Origin of the sequence: Paucibacter sp. KBW04 (assembly GCF_003852425.1) — a bacterium.
Lineage (GTDB): Bacteria > Pseudomonadota > Gammaproteobacteria > Burkholderiales > Burkholderiaceae_C > Paucibacter_A.
Map to the genome: position 1 here is coordinate 173146 of NZ_QAJN01000004.1, position 18127 is coordinate 191272.

General features: G+C 64.4%; 12 protein-coding genes. 3 read left to right on the forward strand and 9 right to left on the reverse strand.

The window, feature by feature from the left end; all coding sequences use genetic code 11:
* Positions 1-387: 387 nt before the first annotated feature.
* Both DBR47_RS06975 and DBR47_RS06980 read left to right on the forward strand, forming a co-directional pair.
* A complete protein-coding gene (locus tag DBR47_RS06975) occupies positions 388-645 on the forward strand; it encodes a hypothetical protein (protein ID WP_124448323.1) in 258 nt (85 codons plus the stop codon).
* Between the two features lie 129 nt (positions 646-774).
* Entirely contained in the window at positions 775-1263 is a 489-nt protein-coding gene (locus tag DBR47_RS06980) for a hypothetical protein (protein WP_231512169.1), read from the forward strand.
* A gap of 26 nt (positions 1264-1289) precedes the next feature.
* On the opposite strand, the gene uvrA is transcribed toward DBR47_RS06980, so the two are convergent.
* The gene (gene uvrA, locus DBR47_RS06985; RefSeq protein ID WP_124448325.1) at positions 1290-6950 is read right to left on the reverse strand and encodes an excinuclease ABC subunit UvrA; all 5661 of its coding nucleotides are present in this window, start codon (positions 6948-6950) and stop codon (positions 1290-1292) included.
* 562 nt (positions 6951-7512) lie between these two features.
* On the opposite strand from uvrA, the gene DBR47_RS24685 reads away from it, so the two are divergent.
* Complete coding sequence (locus tag DBR47_RS24685; protein WP_197046911.1) at positions 7513-7914, forward strand: response regulator; 402 nt, start codon at positions 7513-7515, stop codon at positions 7912-7914.
* Positions 7915-7920: 6 nt separating this feature from the next.
* Here DBR47_RS24685 and DBR47_RS06995 read toward each other — a convergent pair whose 3' ends face one another.
* From DBR47_RS06995 to DBR47_RS07030, 8 genes are all read right to left on the reverse strand, one after another.
* Positions 7921-8760, reverse strand: coding sequence for an alpha/beta fold hydrolase (locus tag DBR47_RS06995; protein ID WP_197046912.1), 840 nt, complete (start codon positions 8758-8760; stop codon positions 7921-7923).
* Positions 8761-8954: 194 nt separating this feature from the next.
* Positions 8955-11063, reverse strand: coding sequence for a D-(-)-3-hydroxybutyrate oligomer hydrolase (locus DBR47_RS07000; protein WP_124448332.1), 2109 nt, complete (start codon positions 11061-11063; stop codon positions 8955-8957).
* Positions 11064-11075: 12 nt separating this feature from the next.
* The gene (locus DBR47_RS07005) at positions 11076-12161 is read right to left on the reverse strand and encodes a branched-chain amino acid ABC transporter permease (protein WP_124448334.1); all 1086 of its coding nucleotides are present in this window, start codon (positions 12159-12161) and stop codon (positions 11076-11078) included.
* Between the two features lie 12 nt (positions 12162-12173).
* The gene (locus tag DBR47_RS07010) at positions 12174-13193 is read right to left on the reverse strand and encodes a branched-chain amino acid ABC transporter permease (protein ID WP_124448336.1); all 1020 of its coding nucleotides are present in this window, start codon (positions 13191-13193) and stop codon (positions 12174-12176) included.
* A complete protein-coding gene (locus DBR47_RS07015; RefSeq protein WP_124448338.1) occupies positions 13193-13933 on the reverse strand; it encodes an ABC transporter ATP-binding protein in 741 nt (246 codons plus the stop codon). The genes DBR47_RS07010 and DBR47_RS07015 overlap by 1 nt, the downstream gene beginning before the upstream one ends.
* Complete coding sequence (locus DBR47_RS07020; protein WP_124448340.1) at positions 13927-14694, reverse strand: ABC transporter ATP-binding protein; 768 nt, start codon at positions 14692-14694, stop codon at positions 13927-13929. Before DBR47_RS07020 ends, DBR47_RS07015 begins: the two co-directional genes overlap by 7 nt.
* A gap of 413 nt (positions 14695-15107) precedes the next feature.
* Positions 15108-16316: a substrate-binding domain-containing protein gene (locus tag DBR47_RS07025; protein ID WP_124448342.1), complete on the reverse strand. Its 1209-nt coding sequence runs from the start codon at positions 16314-16316 to the stop codon at positions 15108-15110.
* 236 nt (positions 16317-16552) lie between these two features.
* Entirely contained in the window at positions 16553-18022 is a 1470-nt protein-coding gene (locus DBR47_RS07030; protein WP_124448491.1) for a sigma-54-dependent Fis family transcriptional regulator, read from the reverse strand.
* Positions 18023-18127: the final 105 nt, after the last annotated feature.

The following is an 18127-nucleotide window of genomic DNA, read 5'->3' on the forward strand; positions in this document are numbered from 1 at the left end:
TCACCCGGATAAGGGAATCGCGCATTCTAAGAAGGGAAGGCCGCATGGCCATTGGTCATGCGGAAGGCCAAGCCAAAAAGGCCAGGCTTGGGCGCACTGCGCGCGGACGCAGCTAGGAGTCTGTCGGACTTGGGCTGCCGAAAGCGGGAATTGGCCCCAGCGAGGCGAGTTCTTGCCAGATTTGCAGCCCCATAGCCGAGCTATGGGGCAAAAAGCCGGGGAGAAATGGGCCGCTGCGGCCGATTTTCCGCCGGCAGATTCCAAGTCCGACAGACTCCTAGGCCGCCTCGCTTGTCCTAAACTCCGGGTTCTATGTCGCCCACCTTTACCTTTGGCCACGTCCTTGCCGCCCTCACCTTGGCTGTTTGCCTTGGGATGGCCGTGCACATGCTGTTGAGCCCCGCCAAACAAAGGCGAGTCAACCAGGCCTTGCAAGAGCTGCTGCAAGGCCTTCGCCGCAGGGCTCAGGGTGCCAAGCAATGGCGCCACCGCAAGCAAGCGGAAAAATCGGCCGCCGAAGAGGCCGCCGCCGTCATCCGCCGGGCCAAGAACAAGCCCGAGGGCACTTGGGACGGCAATGTCTACCGGCCCAAAAACTTTCAGGAGCGCCCCGACAACAAGAAGGACAAGGGTCATCTGCACTGAACATCTGGCCACAGATGTTGCTGCCACCGCGATTGCGTGAGCAAAGGTAAAGCCGGTCGGCCAGGGGCCTGCTTGGGGCGTTAGGCTGTCAGACGACAGTTTTTTGCCTCCCCACCCTGGAGACCTCTGATGAAGCACTCAAACGCAAAACAATGGCTGGCCGGCCTGGCCCTGGCCCTTCCCCTGGCACTCGCAGGAACCCAAGCCATGGCGGCCGATGTGGGTGTGTCCGTGACCGTGGGCCAACCTGGTTTTTACGGCCGCATCGACATCGGCGCTCCGCCGCCCCCCACCGCCTTCATCTACGCCCAACCGGTCATCATCCAGCAGGTGCGCGGCCCCGCTTACGCGCCGCTCTATCTGCGCGTGCCTCCCGGCCATGAGCGCCATTGGGACAAGCATTGCCGCCGCTACGATGCCTGCGGCCGCCCGGTCTACTTTGTGCGCGACGACTGGTACCAGCGCCAATACGTGGATCGACGCGATGGCTACCGCGGCGATCGTGATGGCCGCGGCGATAGAGACGGTGATCGTGGTCATGGTCGGGACCGCGATCATGACCGTGGGAACGGTCACGGCAATGGCAACGGTCATGGCAGAGGCCACGACCGCGACTAAGTCTTGAGACGCGGCCCGAGTCCGACTCAGGCCGCCCTCGCCACCCGCGCCAACACCGGCTGCAAAGCCACGCCGGAGTGAGAGCCCGAGGCCACCACGGTCTCGGGCGTGCCCTGCACCACCACCGCGCCACCAGCCGTGCCGCCCTCGGGGCCCAGGTCGATGACCCAGTCGGCCTCGGCGATCACATCGAGGTCGTGCTCGATCACCACCACCGAATGCCCGCCCGCCACCAGGCGGTGCAGCACGCGGATCAGGCGCTCCACATCGGCCATGTGCAGGCCTACCGTGGGCTCATCCAGCACGTAGAGCGTGTGCGGCGCCTTCTGGCCGCGGCGGCCGACCTCATCCCTCACCTTCACAAGCTCAGACACCAGCTTGATGCGCTGCGCCTCGCCGCCCGATAACGTGGGCGAAGGCTGGCCCAGGGTCAGATAACCCAGGCCCACATCCTGCAAGAGCTTGATGGGGTGGTGGATGGCCGGCATGGCCGCAAAGAACTCCACCGCCTCGTCCACCTCCATGGCCAAGACATCACCGATGCTCTTGCCCCGCCAAGTCACGCCCAGAGTCTCTGGGTTGAAGCGCTGGCCATGGCATTGGTCGCACAAGACCTTCACATCGGGCAAAAAGCTCATCGCGATGGTGCGCATGCCCTGGCCCTCGCAGCCCGAGCAGCGGCCCTCGCCGGTGTTGAAGGAGAAGCGAGCCGGTGCATAGCCGCGTGCCTTGCTCTCCAGCGTCTCGGCAAACAGCTTGCGGATGGCGTCCCAGAAGCCGATGTAGGTGGCCGGGCAGGAACGCGGGGTCTTGCCGATGGGGGTTTGGTCCACCTCCAGCACCCGGTCTACCAGCTCATGGCCCTCGATGCCAGCACAGCCCTTCCATTGCGACGGCGCTTTGCGCAAGGGCACGGCCTGGGCCATATTGGCCAGCAAGACGTCGCGCGCCAAGGTGCTCTTGCCGCTGCCCGAAACGCCGGTGATAGCGACCAGGCGGTGCAGAGGCACGTCCACCGTGACATGGCGCAGATTGTGCAGCGTCGCATCCAGCACCCGCAGCCGCGGGGCATAGTCCAGCATCTCGCGCCGCGCTTGCAAGGGGTGGATCAGCGGGTGAGCCAGGAAGCGGCCGGTGACCGAGTCCGCTGCCAAGGCCAAGTCCGCCGCCGAGCCCTGGGCCACCACATGACCACCGCGCTTGCCGGCACCGGGGCCGATGTCGATGATGTGGTCGGCCCGGCGTATGGTGTCCTCGTCATGCTCCACCACGACCAGGGTATTGCCCTTGTCGCTCAGCGTGGACAAGGCCTTCAAAAGGATCTGGTTGTCGCGCGGGTGCAGGCCGATGGTGGGCTCGTCCAGGATGTAGCACACCCCTTGCAGATTGCTGCCCAACTGCGCCGCCAGGCGGATGCGCTGGGCCTCGCCGCCCGACAAGGTGGGCGCGGCCCGGTCCAGGGTCAGATAGCCCAGGCCCACTTCTTCCAGAAACTCCAAGCGGCCCTGGATCTCGCTCACCACATCGCGGGCGATGTCGGCGTCACGGCCGGTCAGATGCAGGCCCTGCACCCATTGCCTCGCCTCGGCCACGCTCCAGCTGGCCACCGTGCTGATGGCTTGTTCTTCAAAGGTGACGGCGCGGGCAGAAGGGTTCAGGCGCGCGCCCAGGCAGTCCGGGCAGGCCTGGTCCACCAGGCCTTCAACCTCGACCTCCTCGCCCGCGAAGCTCTGCTCCCGGCCCTTGTTGTCCTTGTCGGGTGCGGAGTCGTCCAGGGCCTTGCGCTGCTCGCGGGTCAGGGCCAGGCCCGTTCCCACGCAGCTATTGCACCAGCCATGTTTGGAGTTGTAGCTGAACATACGCGGGTCCAGCTCACCATAGCTGGTGCCGCAGGTCGGGCAGGCGCGCTTGGTAGAGAAGACCTTGACCGTGCCCAGGCCCGCCGTGCTCTGGCCCGCCGCCTGCGCGGCCTTCAGCCCGTCCAGCGGCGCCAACAGATGCAGCACGCCCTTGCCCAGGTCCAGGGCCTTGGCCAGCAAGTCGCGCAACTCGGCCTCTTTGTCTACCGAGATCAGCAGATCACCCACCGGCAGCTCCAGCGTGTGCTCCTTGAAGCGATCCAGGCGCGGCCAGGGCGCGGTGGGAAGGAACTCGCCATCCACCCGCAGATGGGTGTAGCCCCGCGTCTTGGCCCATTTGGCCAGATCGGTGTAGAGGCCCTTGCGGTTGACGACCAGGGGCGCTAACAAGCCCACATGCTGACCCTTGTGATCGCGCATCAGCTGGGCGGCGATGGACTCCACGCTTTGCGGCCGCACCGGTGTGCCGTCATGCATGCAGTGCTGCACGCCTAACTTCACATACAGCAGGCGCAGAAAGTGCCATACCTCCGTGGTGGTGGCCACCGTGCTCTTGCGGCCACCGCGGCTGAGGCGCTGTTCAATCGCCACGGTTGGCGGTATGCCCCAGACCGCATCCACCTCGGGCCGTCCCGCCGGCTGCACGATGGAGCGGGCATAAGCATTCAGCGACTCCAGATAACGGCGCTGGCCTTCGTTGAACAGAATGTCAAAGGCCAGAGTGGACTTGCCCGAACCCGAGACGCCGGTGATCACATTGAACTTGCCGCGTGGGATGCTGACATCCACCGCCTTCAAATTGTGCTCACGCGCGTTGACGATGCGGATGTTCTCATCGATGGCACGGCGCGCCCGCAGCACGGCTTGCAAGGGTCGGCCCTCCTCCACCTTGAGCGCCGGGCGGTCCATATGCTCGGAATACTCGCGCAAGGCCAGGGCTGTGTGCGAGGTGGCGTGTTCCTTCACCTGCTCGGGCGTGCCCTGGCAGACGATCTCGCCGCCCTGCTCGCCGCCCTCGGGGCCCAGGTCGATCAACCAGTCGGCCGCGCGAATCACATCGAGGTTGTGCTCGATGACGATCAGCGAATGCCCGGCGCCCAAGAGCTTGCGCAGCGCGCGCATCAGCTTGGCAATATCGTCGAAATGCAGGCCGGTGGTGGGCTCGTCGAACAGGAAGAGCGTGCCTTTTTTGGCCAGGGCCTGGCGCGGCTTGGCTGCAGCCTCGGCCAAAAATCCTGCGAGCTTGAGGCGCTGCGCCTCGCCGCCGGAGAGCGTGGGCACCGGCTGGCCCAGCTTCACATACTCCAGGCCCACATCGACGATGGGCTGCAGCTTGGCCAGCACCTCGCGCTGGTCCTTGAACAAGGCCACGGCCTCGCTCACGGTTAATTCGAGGATGTCGGCGACATTGAGTTCGCGGCCGCCCAGGTTCAGCTTGACGTCCAGCATCTCGGCGCGAAAGCGCCGGCCATCGCAGTCCGGGCAGCGCAGGTAGACGTCGGAGAGGAATTGCATCTCCACATGCTCAAAACCCGAGCCGCCACAGGTGGGGCAGCGGCCGTCACCGGCATTGAAGGAGAAATGCCCAGCGGTGTAGCTGCGCTCGGCCGACATGGGCGCGGCGGCCAAGAGCTTGCGGATCTCGTCAAACGCGCCCACATAGCTGGCCGGGTTGGAGCGGGCCGTTTTGCCGATGGGCGATTGATCGACAAACACCGCGTCCGAGAGCCAGTCGGCGCCCAACAGGCGATCATGCTGGCCCGGCGTTTCGCTGGCCTCGCCAAAGTGGCGGGCCAGGGCCGGGTACAAAACGTCCTGCATCAGCGTGCTCTTGCCCGAGCCTGAGACGCCCGTCACCACCACCATGCGCTGCAGCGGGAACTCCACCGTGACATTGCGCAGATTGTGTTCGCGCACGCCTTCCAGAATCAGCTTGGGTGTGCTGCCATCCACCGGCCGCTTCAGGCCCATGCCCACATGCTTGCGTGCGCCCAGGTAAGCGCCGGTCAAGGTGTCGGCAGAACGGATAGCTTCGGGCGTGCCGTCAAACACGATCTGGCCGCCGCGCTCGCCGGGGCCGGGGCCCATATCGATCAGGCGGTCGGCCGCCAGCATCACGGCCGGGTCATGCTCCACCACCACCAGGGTGTTGCCCGCGTCGCGCAAGCGATGCATGGCTTGCACGATGCGATTCATATCGCGCGGGTGCAGGCCTATGCTGGGTTCGTCCAGCACAAAGAGGGTGTTGACCAGGGAGGTGCCCAGGGCCGTGGTCAGGTTGATGCGCTGCACCTCACCGCCGCTGAGCGTGCGGCTTTGGCGGTCCAGGGTCAGATAGCCAATACCCACATCGCAAAGGTATTTGAGGCGATTGCGAATCTCGTCCAGCAGCAGCTTGAGCGCGTCGTCCAACAGGCCACTGGGCAATTGCAGCTCATCGACAAAGCGGCGCAGGCGGTGCAGAGGCAATTGCATCAAATCATGCAAGGCCAGGCCGGGCAAGGCCTCCAGCTGGGCACGCGTCCAGTCCACACCCACGGGCAGATAGCGCTGCGCGGGCGGCAGCACGGCATCGGCCAGGGCCTTGGAGCCCACGCGCCACAGCAAGGCCTCAGTCTTCAGCCGCGCGCCGCCACAGGCGGTACAGGGGGTGTAGCTGCGGTATTTGGACAAGAGCACGCGGATGTGCATCTTGTAGGCCTTGCTCTCCAGGTATTCAAAGAAGCGCTTGATGCCGTACCACTGCTTGTTCCAGTTGCCGGTCCAGTTGGGCGAGCCGTTGATGACCCAGTCACGCTGGGCCTCGGAGAGCTGGTTCCAGGCCGTGTCGCGCGGGATGCCGGCATCACCGGCATAACGCAGCAGGTCCTCAAAGCTGTCCTTCCAAGCCGGGGTGGAGAGGGTCTTGACCGCACCATTTCGCAGGGTCTTGCGCCCGTCCGGGATTACCAGCCCTAAGTCCACCCCGATGACGCGCCCAAAGCCCCGGCAGGTTTCGCAAGCGCCCAGGCTGGAGTTGAAGGAAAACAGCGGCGGCTGCGGGTCTTGGTAGCGCAGATCGCTTTCCGGGCAATGCAGGCCCGTGGAGTAACGCCACATGGGTGGCTCGGCGCCTTCTTCATGGTCCAAGACATAAACATTGAAACGCCCGCCACCGCGCTTGAGGCAGAGCTCGATGGCCTCCATCACCCGCTGCTTGTCGGCGCCCTGCAGACGCAGGCGGTCGGCCACCACGTCCAGCAATTTATGCGGGCCGGTCGGCGTGGCCACCTCGCGCTGGGCCTGCACCCGGGTGAAGCCGGAGACCGACAGCCATTGCTCGACCTGCTCGGCCGAGGTGTTGCCGGGCAGCTCGACCGGGAAGGTCAGAGCCAGGCGGGGGTTGGCCTCGGCCGTGCGTTCCAGGAGCTCGGCGTAAATGCTTTGCGCCGTGTCGTGGCGCACGGCGCCGGCGGTCTTTTTGTCGAAGAGCTGGGCGGCGCGGGCGTAGAGCAGCTTGAGGTGGTCGTTCAGCTCCGTCATCGTGCCCACGGTGGAGCGGGAGGTGCGCACCGGATTGGTCTGGTCGATGGCGATGGCGGGCGGCACGCCGTCCACCTTGTCCACGGCCGGCCGGTCCATTCGGTCCAGAAACTGGCGGGCATAGGCGGAGAAGGTCTCCACATAGCGACGCTGACCTTCGGCATACAAGGTGTCAAAGACCAGGCTGGATTTGCCCGAGCCGCTGGGGCCGGTGACGACGGTCAACTCCCCTGTGCGCAGGTCCAGATCAATATTCTTGAGATTGTGTTGACGAGCACCGCGGATGCGGATCAGACCTTCGGACATGGAGTGCTACCTGCTGACGCTGGGAGCAGGCATTCTAGAGAGAGTGCAGGCCCAAAGATGTCAGTAGCGCGTCAGGGGTGAGGCCTGCTTGGACGGCAAGCCACAACACTCCGCCCAATACGCCAAACCCTGTCAAGTGGCGACGAATATCTTTTTGTTACCTCTTGCTGAATTGTGCGCATTGCGAATCCCCGGGCGCACAGCAACAATGGCTGGGTCCGACAGATTTTTCGTATCAGCCAAACGCATGAGCGCCCACGGTTTTTTTACCCGGGGGCGGAATTCAAGGGCAAGATAGACTGATCGTGACCGGGAGGGCTATGGTTTGCGCTGCACGATGCGACCCGACGGCCCAATAACAAAGGTACGTCGAGTTTCAGTGGGTGGAGCAGTCCAGATGACTCAAATAGTTTTCAATAGCGCGGCCATCGCAGCCGCGCAGGCCGGGGCCATGGCCGCAATGCAAAGGCAGGCGACGCCCAACTCGCTGGCCTACAGCCCGCCGGGCCATCATCCGTCGAGCGCTAGCGCCTCAGGGCTGGAGGCCAAAGGATGTATGACTATGCTGCCCACTAAGGCGACCACCCCCGAGGTGCTGCTGGTGGAAGACAACCCCATCAACCAGGTGGTGGCGCTGGAGTTTCTGGCCTTGATGGGCGTTCAGACACGTCTGGCCAATAACGGCCTGGAAGCTTTGAGCGCCTGCGGTCTGGCCGCCCCCGACCTGGTCTTGATGGATATTCAGATGCCCGGCATGGACGGCCTGGAATGCACCCGCCGCCTGCGCGAGCTGCAAGCGGCCGGCACCCTGGCGCCCTTCCCCATCCTGGCCCTGACCGCCCATGCCCTGGACAGCGATGTGCAGGCCAGCATGGAAGCCGGCATGGACGAGCATCTGACCAAGCCGCTGGACTTCAAGTCGCTGCGCAATCATTTGGGGCGTTGGGTCAAGCTGCCTGAGTAAGTGCTTTCAGGCACCATTCAAAAACCGCTCCACTAAGCCCAGCTGCTCCGGCACATTGAGGGCCGGCGCGTGACCACAGCCCGCGATATTGACCACCGCCGCGCAAGGCCCGCGAACCCGCATGGCCTCGGCGGTTTCGGGCAAGAGCAGATCCGAGGACTCGCCACGCAGGCACAGCACGGGCAGGCTCAGGCTGTCCCAGGCCGCCCATAAATCGTAGTCCAGCGGATAGTTCACAAACTGCTGCACCATGGCCGGGTCGTAATGCGGCGTCACCCGGCCATCGGGCAGGCGGCGCACCGAGCTTTCGGTCAGGCGCCGCCACTGCGCGTCTGAAAGCCAGCCATAGGGCTTGTAGACGCTGCGGAAGTACTGCTCCAACTCGCTGACGGTGGCAAAAGCCGCCGGGCTGCCCGCATAGCTGCGTATGCGCTCGATCGCGGCCTGGGCCAGCTGCGGGCCGTTGTCGTTCAAGACCAGGCGCCGGATGCGCCCGCGCAGCGGCCCCGCCGCCGCCAGCGTGCCTATGGCTCCGCCCATGGACGTGCCCACCCAATGGAACTGGGTCAGGCCCAGCTGGTCAACCAGGGCCTCGGCCTGGCGGACATAAAAGTCCAGGCAGTACTCGCTGGCCGGCGCGGGGCTCCATTGCGAGAGCCCGCGGCCGAGATTGTCTGGGCAGATCACCCGGTAGCGGCCGGACAGATGCTGTGCCAGCTCGTCCATATCGCGCCCGGTGCGGGCCAGGCCATGCCAGGCGATCACCACCTCCGCGTGGGCGCAGCCCCACTCGGTGTAGTGCAGCTCGCGGCCCAGACAGTGGATGTAGTGGGAGCTGGGGGTCATATCAGTTTCCATTCCGAGTTCGCTGCATCTACAGCGTACGAATTCAAGGGATTCCGGGCCGAGCGCCGGGCCGCCCCAAGCCGGCCCGACTGCGGCCGCGTGTGGCTCAATGCCACGCGTGGCCACGTCCCCTCGGGGGACCGACCAGGCTCGCGAGCGTTCAGCGGGGCGAGACTGGGCGAGGGGCTGTCATTTCAATCAGGGATGCGCAGCGTCGATCCGCTCATGGTGATGAGGTCGCCGCTGGCGGGGTTGGCGGCAATCGCTGGCACATTGGCGGCCGTGATGGCGGGCGCCGCACCGGCCACACCACCGCGCGGCACCGTGCGCACCACCTGGCTGGGTGGCAAGGCCTTGCCGCTGCGCAGCTTGTCGTAAACAGCGTCCAGGGCCCGGTTCAGGTAGACATGCAGGGGGATGAAGCGCGAGTCATAGCCCGGCAGAAAAGGGTTGTCGATGAAGGTATCGAAATGCTGGGCATTGGTGACCTCGATATAGCTCAGATTGCTGGCCGCACCCTCCACCTGCTTGTTGAGCGCGGTATAGGGCCGCGAGGTATGGTTGACCGGCAGCAAGGCGTCGTTGCGGCCATGCACGATGAGGGCGGGGCGGCCGCGCAGATTGCCGTTGCGGCGGGTCTCGTCGATGCCGGCCTGCAGGGCCTTGGCCGTGGTGTCGGTGCCGGTCAGCAGCTTGCGCAGGCAGTCGGCACCGTCCGCATTGATGTCCGTAGCTCCGCTGCTGGGCGAGACCGAGAACACATTGCGCACCGGCGTGCCCACGCTCAGCTCATTGATCAAATTGACCCCTGCCGAGGGCGGCACACCATTGCCCTTGGCAAACATATCGGCCAGGGCTGCGGGCGCGACAACGGTGGGTAGGCCTGCGGCAGTCGTGGCCGCGAACCCGTAACCGCAAAGCTTGTCCTTCACGCTGGCGCGCGCATAGGCATTGGCGTAGGTGACGGCCACGGCGGCGGGCACCTCGTAGTCGCCATGCGAGGCATGCAGCAAATCGGACTCGGCCTCCCAGCCGCTGTCATGCAGTTTCTGCAAGGCGTCGTTGGCTTGGTCCAGGGTGCTGGCGCCGCTGATGATCCCCTTGGCAACCAAGCTTTGGCAGCGCTTGGCGTTGAAGCTGGCATAGAAGGCCACCGCGCCTGGGGAGCCCGCCGCGTTGGTCGCCAGCGAAGCGCAGTTCTGCAGCAGATTGGCCTGGGTGATGTAGTCGTACAGCGGCTTGCCGAAGGACTTGGGTGCGCTGCTGCCGCGCTGCAGCGACACGCTCAAATTGGCCGGTAGCTCCACAGCAGGCTCGGACACCGCCAGCCCATCAATCAAACCCTTGCTGTCTTGCTCCACCGCCGCCACCGCAGCACCACCGCCGTTGGACAGGCTGGAGGCGATCACCAAGGTGTTCTCGGGCTTGATGCTGATCCATTTGCGGCCATCGCCCACATCCTGGCCAAAGCGCTCGTTCAGCACATAAAAGGCCAATTGCACTGCCTGCAAGGTGTAGAGGCCCCAGTCCTTCTCGGGGTTGCGCTGCGAGTGCGCATGCTTGAAGGCCAGGCGATTGGGGGTAGTGGCATTGAAGCTGGACAGCTCGGCGGCGGTCAAATTGGCCTTGAAGGCCGCGCCCGTGCCCGCTGCAGCCGCGCTGCTGCGCGTGCCGTCCAGCAATGGCACGGTATCGCTGGCCAGGTCGTGGCCGGCGGCATGCGTGCCCTTGTCGGTATAGGCCACGGCGCAGCCTTTCTTCAAACCCCACTCGCCGGTGGAGATGGCGCCGTAGATGCTGCGCGAACCCGAGGAGGTGGCGGTGATGATGCAGGGCTCGGACGGGTTGAAGTTGCTGGGCACCTGCACCATCAGCGTGACATTGCGCGTGCCCGTGCCGTCGTCGCTGAAGGCCAGGTATTCGGTGCCGGCGATCTTGCCCTCGCCCGTGCCCACCGTGCCGTCGGCCGCCACATTGGGGCCGTAAAGCGTGCCGTAGCCGCCGTTGGCCGCCACATCGACGATGGCGCGGTAGTTGTTGTAGATGGCGGCGCGGCGCAGCTCGGCGGCCGTGGGCTTGAGCGGGTCGGCGTAGGCCGGGAAGCTGGCGCTGGCCAAGCCTGTCTTGCCCAGGCCGGCGCTCAGCAAATCGTCGCTGACGCCGTCGTAACTTGTGCTCTTGAGCCCGACGACGAAATCGGGCTTGGTGTTGATCACCCAGGGCTCTTTGACGTCCTCGCCACCGCAGGCGCTCAAGCCCATTGCGGTCGCCAGCAAACTCAGTTTCAAACTCAGGGTCTTCATGCTTCAGAACTCCTAGTCGTGATGCTTTGAGGGAGATGTGGTCAAGCCCGCGCGCAAGCGCCCGACAATGCCACTGGGGAAGTGATAGACGGCCAAGACAAAGAGCACGCCCAGCCATAGCAGCCAGCGCTCCGGGGCAATCAGTTGGGACAGCACAGGCACGCCTTCCAGCGCGGCCGCGCCCACTTTCATCAGGTCTTGCAGATAGCTTTGCGCCAAGACAAAAAGCACGCTGCCGACCACGGCGCCATAAATCGTGCCCATGCCGCCGATGACCAGGATGAGCAGCAGGTCCAGCATGATCTCGAAGGACAGGGACGTGTCCGGCCCGTTGTAGCGCAGCCAAAGCGCCAGCATGGCGCCCGCCAAGGTGGCGAACAGGGCGGCCAGCACATTGGAGAGGCTGCGATAAACCACACAGCGATAGCCAATCGCCTCGGCGCGGAAGTCGTTCTCTCGTATGGCTTGCAGCACGCGGCCAAAGGGCGAGTTGACGATGCGCAGCATCAGCAAGACCAGGGCCACGGTAGCGGCGAACAGCAGGTAGTAGCTGAGGAATCGGCCATCAATCATGGCACCCAGAAAAGGCTCTTCCAGATACTCGGTGCTGGGCTGCAAGGCCACGGGCACTTTGAAGCTCAGGCCGTCCTCACCGCCGGTGAACTCGGAGAGCTGCGAAGCCAGGGTCAGAAAGGCCGAGGCCACGGCCAAGGTGATCATGGCGTAGAAGATGGCCTTGACCCGCAGGCTGAAGAGGCCAATGGCCAGGGACAAGAGCAGCGAGACAAGCAGCGCCGCCCCCAGGCCGACGCCCACCGCCGCCCAGCCCGGCTCCATGCGCGAGCTGGCAATCGCGATGCCATAGGCCCCGATGCCAAAAAACATGGTGTGGGCAAAGCTGACGATGCCGGTATAGCCCAGGAGCAGGTCGTAGCTGGCCACCAGCACGATGAAGATCAGGATCTTGGCGGCCACATTCAGCGCCCGGGTGCTGGGGAAGATGAAGGGCGTGAGCGCCAGGCCCAGGACGATGAGGATGAGCAGGCCCGCCAGCCAGCGACTGCGCGGCAGATCATGAGAAAGCAGTGACTTGAGCATGATGGGCGGGCTTCAGCGATTGGTCACGGGATACAGGCCTTGCGGCCGCCACAACAAGATGGCCACCATCAGGGCGATATTGCTGAACAGCGCCAGCTTAGGCGCCAGAAAGCCGCAGTAGTTCGCCAGCAGGCCCACGGCCAGGGCGCCGACAAAGCAACCCAAGGTCGAACCCAGGCCGCCGATGATGATGACGATGAAGATCAAGGTGTTGACCTGGGCGCCTATCTGCGGCGTGACGCTTTGCTGATACATGCCCCACATCACCCCGCCCAGCCCGGCCAGGGCCGAGCCGCCGACGAAGACGCCGATGAAGAGCCGGCGTATGCGGTAGCCCAGGCTTTCCACCATCTCGCGGTCTTGCACCCCGGCGCGGATCAGCAGGCCCAGCTTGGTGCGATTCAAAAGCCAGAGCAGCAGAATGAAGACCAGCAGTCCGGCCAGGCAGGCCAGGATGCGGAACTTCTCCACCGCCACGTCCCCGAACAGCAGCGAGCCGCGCAAAGCCTCGGGCAGAGGCAGCGGGATCATCTGCGCGCCCCAGATCAGCTTGATCAACTCCTCGCCGATGATCATGCCGCCCATGGTGATGAGGATCTGCTTCAAATGCATGCCGTAGACCGGCCGCACGAGCACGCGCTCAAACACCAAGCCCACGGCCGCCGCCACAGCCATGCCGACGACGCAGGCCAGGGCCACGGCGATCAAATTGCTGATCAAGCTGGGGCTGGCGGTGAAGCCGCTCATCGCGCCCAAGACCGTGGTGGCCATGAAGGCGCCCAGGGCGATGAAAACGCCGTGGCCGAAGTTCAAGACATCCATCAGGCCGAAGACCAGGGTCAGGCCGGAGGCGATGATGAAGATGATCAGCCCCATGGCCAGGCCTGCCACGGTCAGCGTGGCCCAGGTGCTGGGGCTGCCTATCAGAGGCAAGGCCAGCAAGGCCAGAGCAGCGATCAAGAGCAGGGGAACAAAGTCGAAGCGGGCCTTGGGGATGGCATCGACTTTGGAAGTTACTGAATTTTTGGTCATCACTGATGCGCTCCCAAGCTCAAACCCAGCAAGCGCTGCTGCAAGCCTTCATCCGCCGCCAAGTCGGCCATGGCCCCGGCGTGGACGACGCGGCCGTCATCCATCACCGCCGCCCGGTCGCCCAAGGCCTTGGCCACCACAAAGTTCTGCTCCACCAGCAGGATGGTGGTCTGGGTGGACTTCAGCTCTTTCAAGGCTTCCACCATATTGCGCACCATGGCGGGGGCCAGGCCCTTGCTGGGCTCATCGATCAGCAGCAGGCGGCGCGGCTCGATCATGGCGCGGGCGATGGCTAGCATCTGTTTTTGCCCGCCGCTGAGCTTGCCGGCCGGGTAGAGCCAGAATTTCTTCAAGGCCGGGAACAGGCCGAATAGCCACTCCAGGCGTTGCGTATCCAGGTCCTTGAGCGAACGCGCGCGGCGAGCGGCCAGCAAGAGGTTCTCGGCCACGCTGAGGTCGCTGAAGATGCCCATGCTCTCAGGCACATAGGCCACATCTTGCTGGGCGATTTCCGGCGTGCCCAGAGCGGTGCAGCCCGGCCCGGCGATCTGCTGATTGCTTAGCAAGACCTGACCCTGGCTGGCTTTCCAAAGCCCCATGATGGTCCGCAAGGTGGTCGTCTTGCCCGCACCGTTGCGGCCCAAGAGCATGGTCAGTTGGCCGGCCGGCACCTCCAGATCCACGCCATGCAGGATGTGATACGCCCCGATATGGGTATGAACGCCGCGCAAGCTCAGCATGGCTGCGGCTCCGTCGCTTGGACATCCAGGCCCAGATAGGCTTGCTGCACCACAGGCGAGGCGATCACGGCGGCGGGTTCGCCGTCGGCCACCAGCTGGCCCATGTGCAGCACGATGATGCGGTCGGCCAGTTCGCGCACGATGTCCATCTTGTGTTCGACCAGCAAGATCAGGTGTTGGCGGCTGGCTTTGAGTTCACGGATCAGGTCGAGAATCACCGGCACCTCGTCCACGCTCATACCGGCCGTGGGTTCGTCAAACATATAGACCAGGGGTTGCAGCGCCATCAGCATGGCCACCTCTAACTTGCGCTGATCGCCGTGCGGCAGGCTAGCGGCGGGGTGGTGGGCACGGGCTTGCAGGTGGACGCGCTCGACGATGTGCATGGCTTCGTCCGTTAACTCGCGGTGCTGCAACCAGACCGACAGCAGGCGCAGGCCTTTGCCGGCGCGGGCTTGGACGGCAAGGCGGATGTTCTCGAGCACGGACAGATTGGGGAAGAGCTGCGTCAGCTGGAAGGCGCGGCCGAGGCCGGCGCGGGTGCGCAGAGGAGCTGGCAGAGGGGTCAGGTCTTGACCATTCAGCAAAACTTGGCCGGCGGTGGCGCGGAGTTGGCCGGAGATGAGATTGAAGTAGGTGGTCTTGCCTGCGCCGTTGGGGCCGACGATGGCGGTGAGGGTGCCGGGTTCGAACCGACACGAGACGTTGTCGACCGCTGTGTGGCCGCCGAATTTAATCGTTAGATCTTTGGTTTCCAGCATGAGCGTGTTGGCAAGTATTTCTTTAGAAGTGAGCGCCGGATGCTCGGCTACTGCGCGACTCCAGGCCGTCGTTGCGGGTCCCCCCGTGAATCCTCACGTAGCGCTGCTACGCTCCGGTTCCCGGGTCCTCCCGCGCCTAGTCCTGAAGCCGCTCGCTACGCCTCGGGCGCTGACGATGCGGCCTTGTGGCAAAGGGTGATGTCGGCATGCTTCTCAGCCTGTGCCTTGGGTGGACAGCCCATGGCTAGCGCCCGAGGCGTAGCGAGCGGTTCTTGGGCTAGGCGCGGGAGGACCCGCAGACCGGAACGTAGCAGCGCTACGTGAGGATCTGGGGGAGGACCCGCAACGACGGCCAAGGGCCGCGCAGTAGCCGAGGATTCGGCGCTCTAGCTAACCAACGCAACGCAAACAAATCAGCGCTTATTCCGAATCGGCACGACCATCTCTTCCGGCATAATCTCACGCACCAACTCCGGCACCCCCCACGCAAACGCGGGATCCACCTTAATCTTGAAGTGATACATCGACTGCATCGCTTGGTGGTCTTCGGGTCGGAACGTCATCTTCCCCTTCGGCGTCTCAAAGCTCATCCCCTCCATCGCCTTGATCAGCTTGTTCGTCGTCGTGTCCCCAGCGGTCTTCTTCAAAGCTTCGACCACCGCAATCGCCGCACTCATGCCACCGGCGGTAAAGAAGTCAGGCGGCGCCTTGAACTGTTTGTAGTGATTGGCCACCAGCCACTCGTTGACCGGGTTCTTGGGCATGCCGAAATAGTAGTAACTGGCACCTTCCATGCCAGGGAACTGCTTGTACGCCGTCATGGCGGGCAAGATATTGCCGCCGGTGGCGATCTCGATGCCATAGCGTTTGAGGTCCAGGTCCGCAATCTTGAAGGGGTTGCCGGCACCGGCCCAGATCACAAAAATAATCTTGCGGCCGGGCTGATCCTTGAGTTTGTCGATCAGGCGCTGCGCACCGGCCGTGAAGTCGGTGGTCGTCGTCGGCAAATACTCCTCGTGCACGATCTTGGCCTTTTTGATCGCGTCCTTGAACGCCTTCACCCCGTCGCGGCCGAAGGCATAGTCTTGGGCCAAGGTGGCAATGCTCACACCGGCCTTGTCCAGGGCCACGGCATTGGCAATCGCGTCCTGGCTGGAGTTGCGGCCGGTGCGGAAGATGTATTTGTTCCACTTATCGCCGGTGATGGAGTCCGCCACGGCCGGCTCCACCAACAGAATCTTTTTGTACTCCTCGGCCACCGGCAACAAGGCCAGGGCAACGCCAGATGAAGACGGCCCCACGGCCAGATCGGCCTTGTCATCGCCATAGGCCGTGGCCAGCAAGCTCTTGCCCACATCGGGCTTGCCTTGGTCGTCTTTCTCGATCACCACGATCTTCTTGCCCGCCACGGTGAAGGTTCCGCCGGTGGCGTAGTCCAGGCCCATCATGAAGCCGGTTTGCGTCTGCTTGCCGTAAGCCTCCAGCGGGCCGGTCTTGGAGTACACATGCGCGATGCGGATCTCGGGCCCGGCGGCTTGCGCCGTTAGGGTCGAGGCCAGCGGCAAGAGCGTAGCCGCAACGATGGCAAAGCCGCGACGAGTCGTGGTCAAAGGGAAAGGCATGTCTTGTCTCCTGAGCGTGTCTTGTGAGAGTCGGTCGAGCCGCTTGCACTCACCGACCCATCGATCTTGTGCCTGGAGCTACGCAACTGCCGTGCCCAAATCCCCTCACTCAGGGAAGACCCCGAAGCCAGGCCAGCAACAGCGCCTACTCAGCACCCAAAGAGCGCCCAGCGCCAGGCCTCAGCTCGCGCGCCGTCCAGGCTTCAGACAGCCTGGGCGGCACTTTTGCCTGACTTTCAGACAGTGTCTAAATTTCGGACAAGCCCTTCGGCCACCCCCAGCTCGGGCCAGCGCGCTAGGCGCTCGTACAAAGAGGCGCGGGAAATCTGCAACAGGCGGGCCGCGGCCAGCCGATTGCCTGCCGTCTGGCGCAGGGCCCGGGCAATCGCCTCGCGCTCCAGCGCTTCAATCGCCTCGGGCAAGGGGCGCAGCAACATCGCCTCGGCATGGGCCGGCGTGGGCGGCGGCATCAGGGTCTTGAGCGCAGGACGGGCCAGCTCGCCCGCCGCCGCGCAGCGGCTGCCAAAGCTGCTTGCCGTCAGCACCGCCTCTTCGCTCATCAAGCTGGCCTGCTCCAGCACATTGCGCAGCTCGCGGATATTGCCGGGCCAGCTCTGCGCCGCCAGCCATTCCAGTGCGTCGGTGCTCAGCGGCTTGTGCGGCATGGAGGAGCGGCGAGCGATGTCCTCCAGCAAGGTCTCCACCAGGGCCTCCAGATCCGCCATGCGCTCACGCAAGGGCGGCACACGCAGGGGCAGGACATTGAGGCGGTAGTAAAGATCGGCACGGAACTCGCCACTTGCCACCATGGCCGCCAGATCACGGCTCGTGGCCGCCACCACCCGCACATCGACGGCCGTGACCTGATTGCTGCCCAGGGGCTCAAACTCCTGCTCTTGTAAAACGCGCAAGAGCTTGGACTGCAGGGCCAAGGGCATATCGCCGATCTCGTCCAGAAACAAGGTGCCGCCGTCCGCCACCTTGAACTTGCCCTCGCGGCCCTTGCGCTCCGCGCCGGTGTAAGCGCCGGGCGCCACGCCAAAGAATTCGGCCTCCAGCAAGGTGTCGGGCACGGCGGCGATATTGATGCTGACCAGGGGCTTGGCCGCGCGGGCCGAGGCCGCGTGGATGGCGTGCGCCAGCAACTCCTTGCCGGTGCCGGTTTCGCCCAGCAGCAGCACGGTGGAATCGGTCAGGGCCGCGCGGCGCGCCTGGCGCTTAAGTTCCAGGGCCGCAGGGCTGGAGCCGATGAAGCTGGCAATCGTGTGCTTGGGCCGGCGGCTTTTGACCTGCTCGGCTGCGAGCTGGCGACGGGTTTCGATCAGCTCCTGCTGCAGCTCGGCAAACTTTTGCATCAAGGGCCGCAGCGTCGTTTCGGGGTGATCGAGCAAGACCATGCCCAAAGCGCCAATCACCTCCCCCGCTTCGTTGCGCAGCGGCAGGCGGCTGACCAGAAAACTGCCGGCTTTATTCGTGAGCAGGTCGACCAAAATCGGCTGGCCGGTCTCAATCACCTGGGCCATCAAGGTATTGGGCACTACCTCCTCAACCCGGCGGCCGACGAACTCGCGCTCATCGCCAAAACCCAGGGCCGGCAAGAAGCGCTTATAGCCCTCGCTGATCCAGACAATGCGGTGCTCGCGGTCCAGCACCATCATGCCCTGCACCGAGGTCTCCAGGACCTGGAACAAAGACTGGGCGGCCATGCTCAAAGCGGCATCAAGTCCTAGCGGCAACTGGTGGGTGGGCACGGGGCGGCTCCTGGGAATTGAAGCAGCAATGTAGCAGTCAGCGGCCGCCTGAACAGGGGG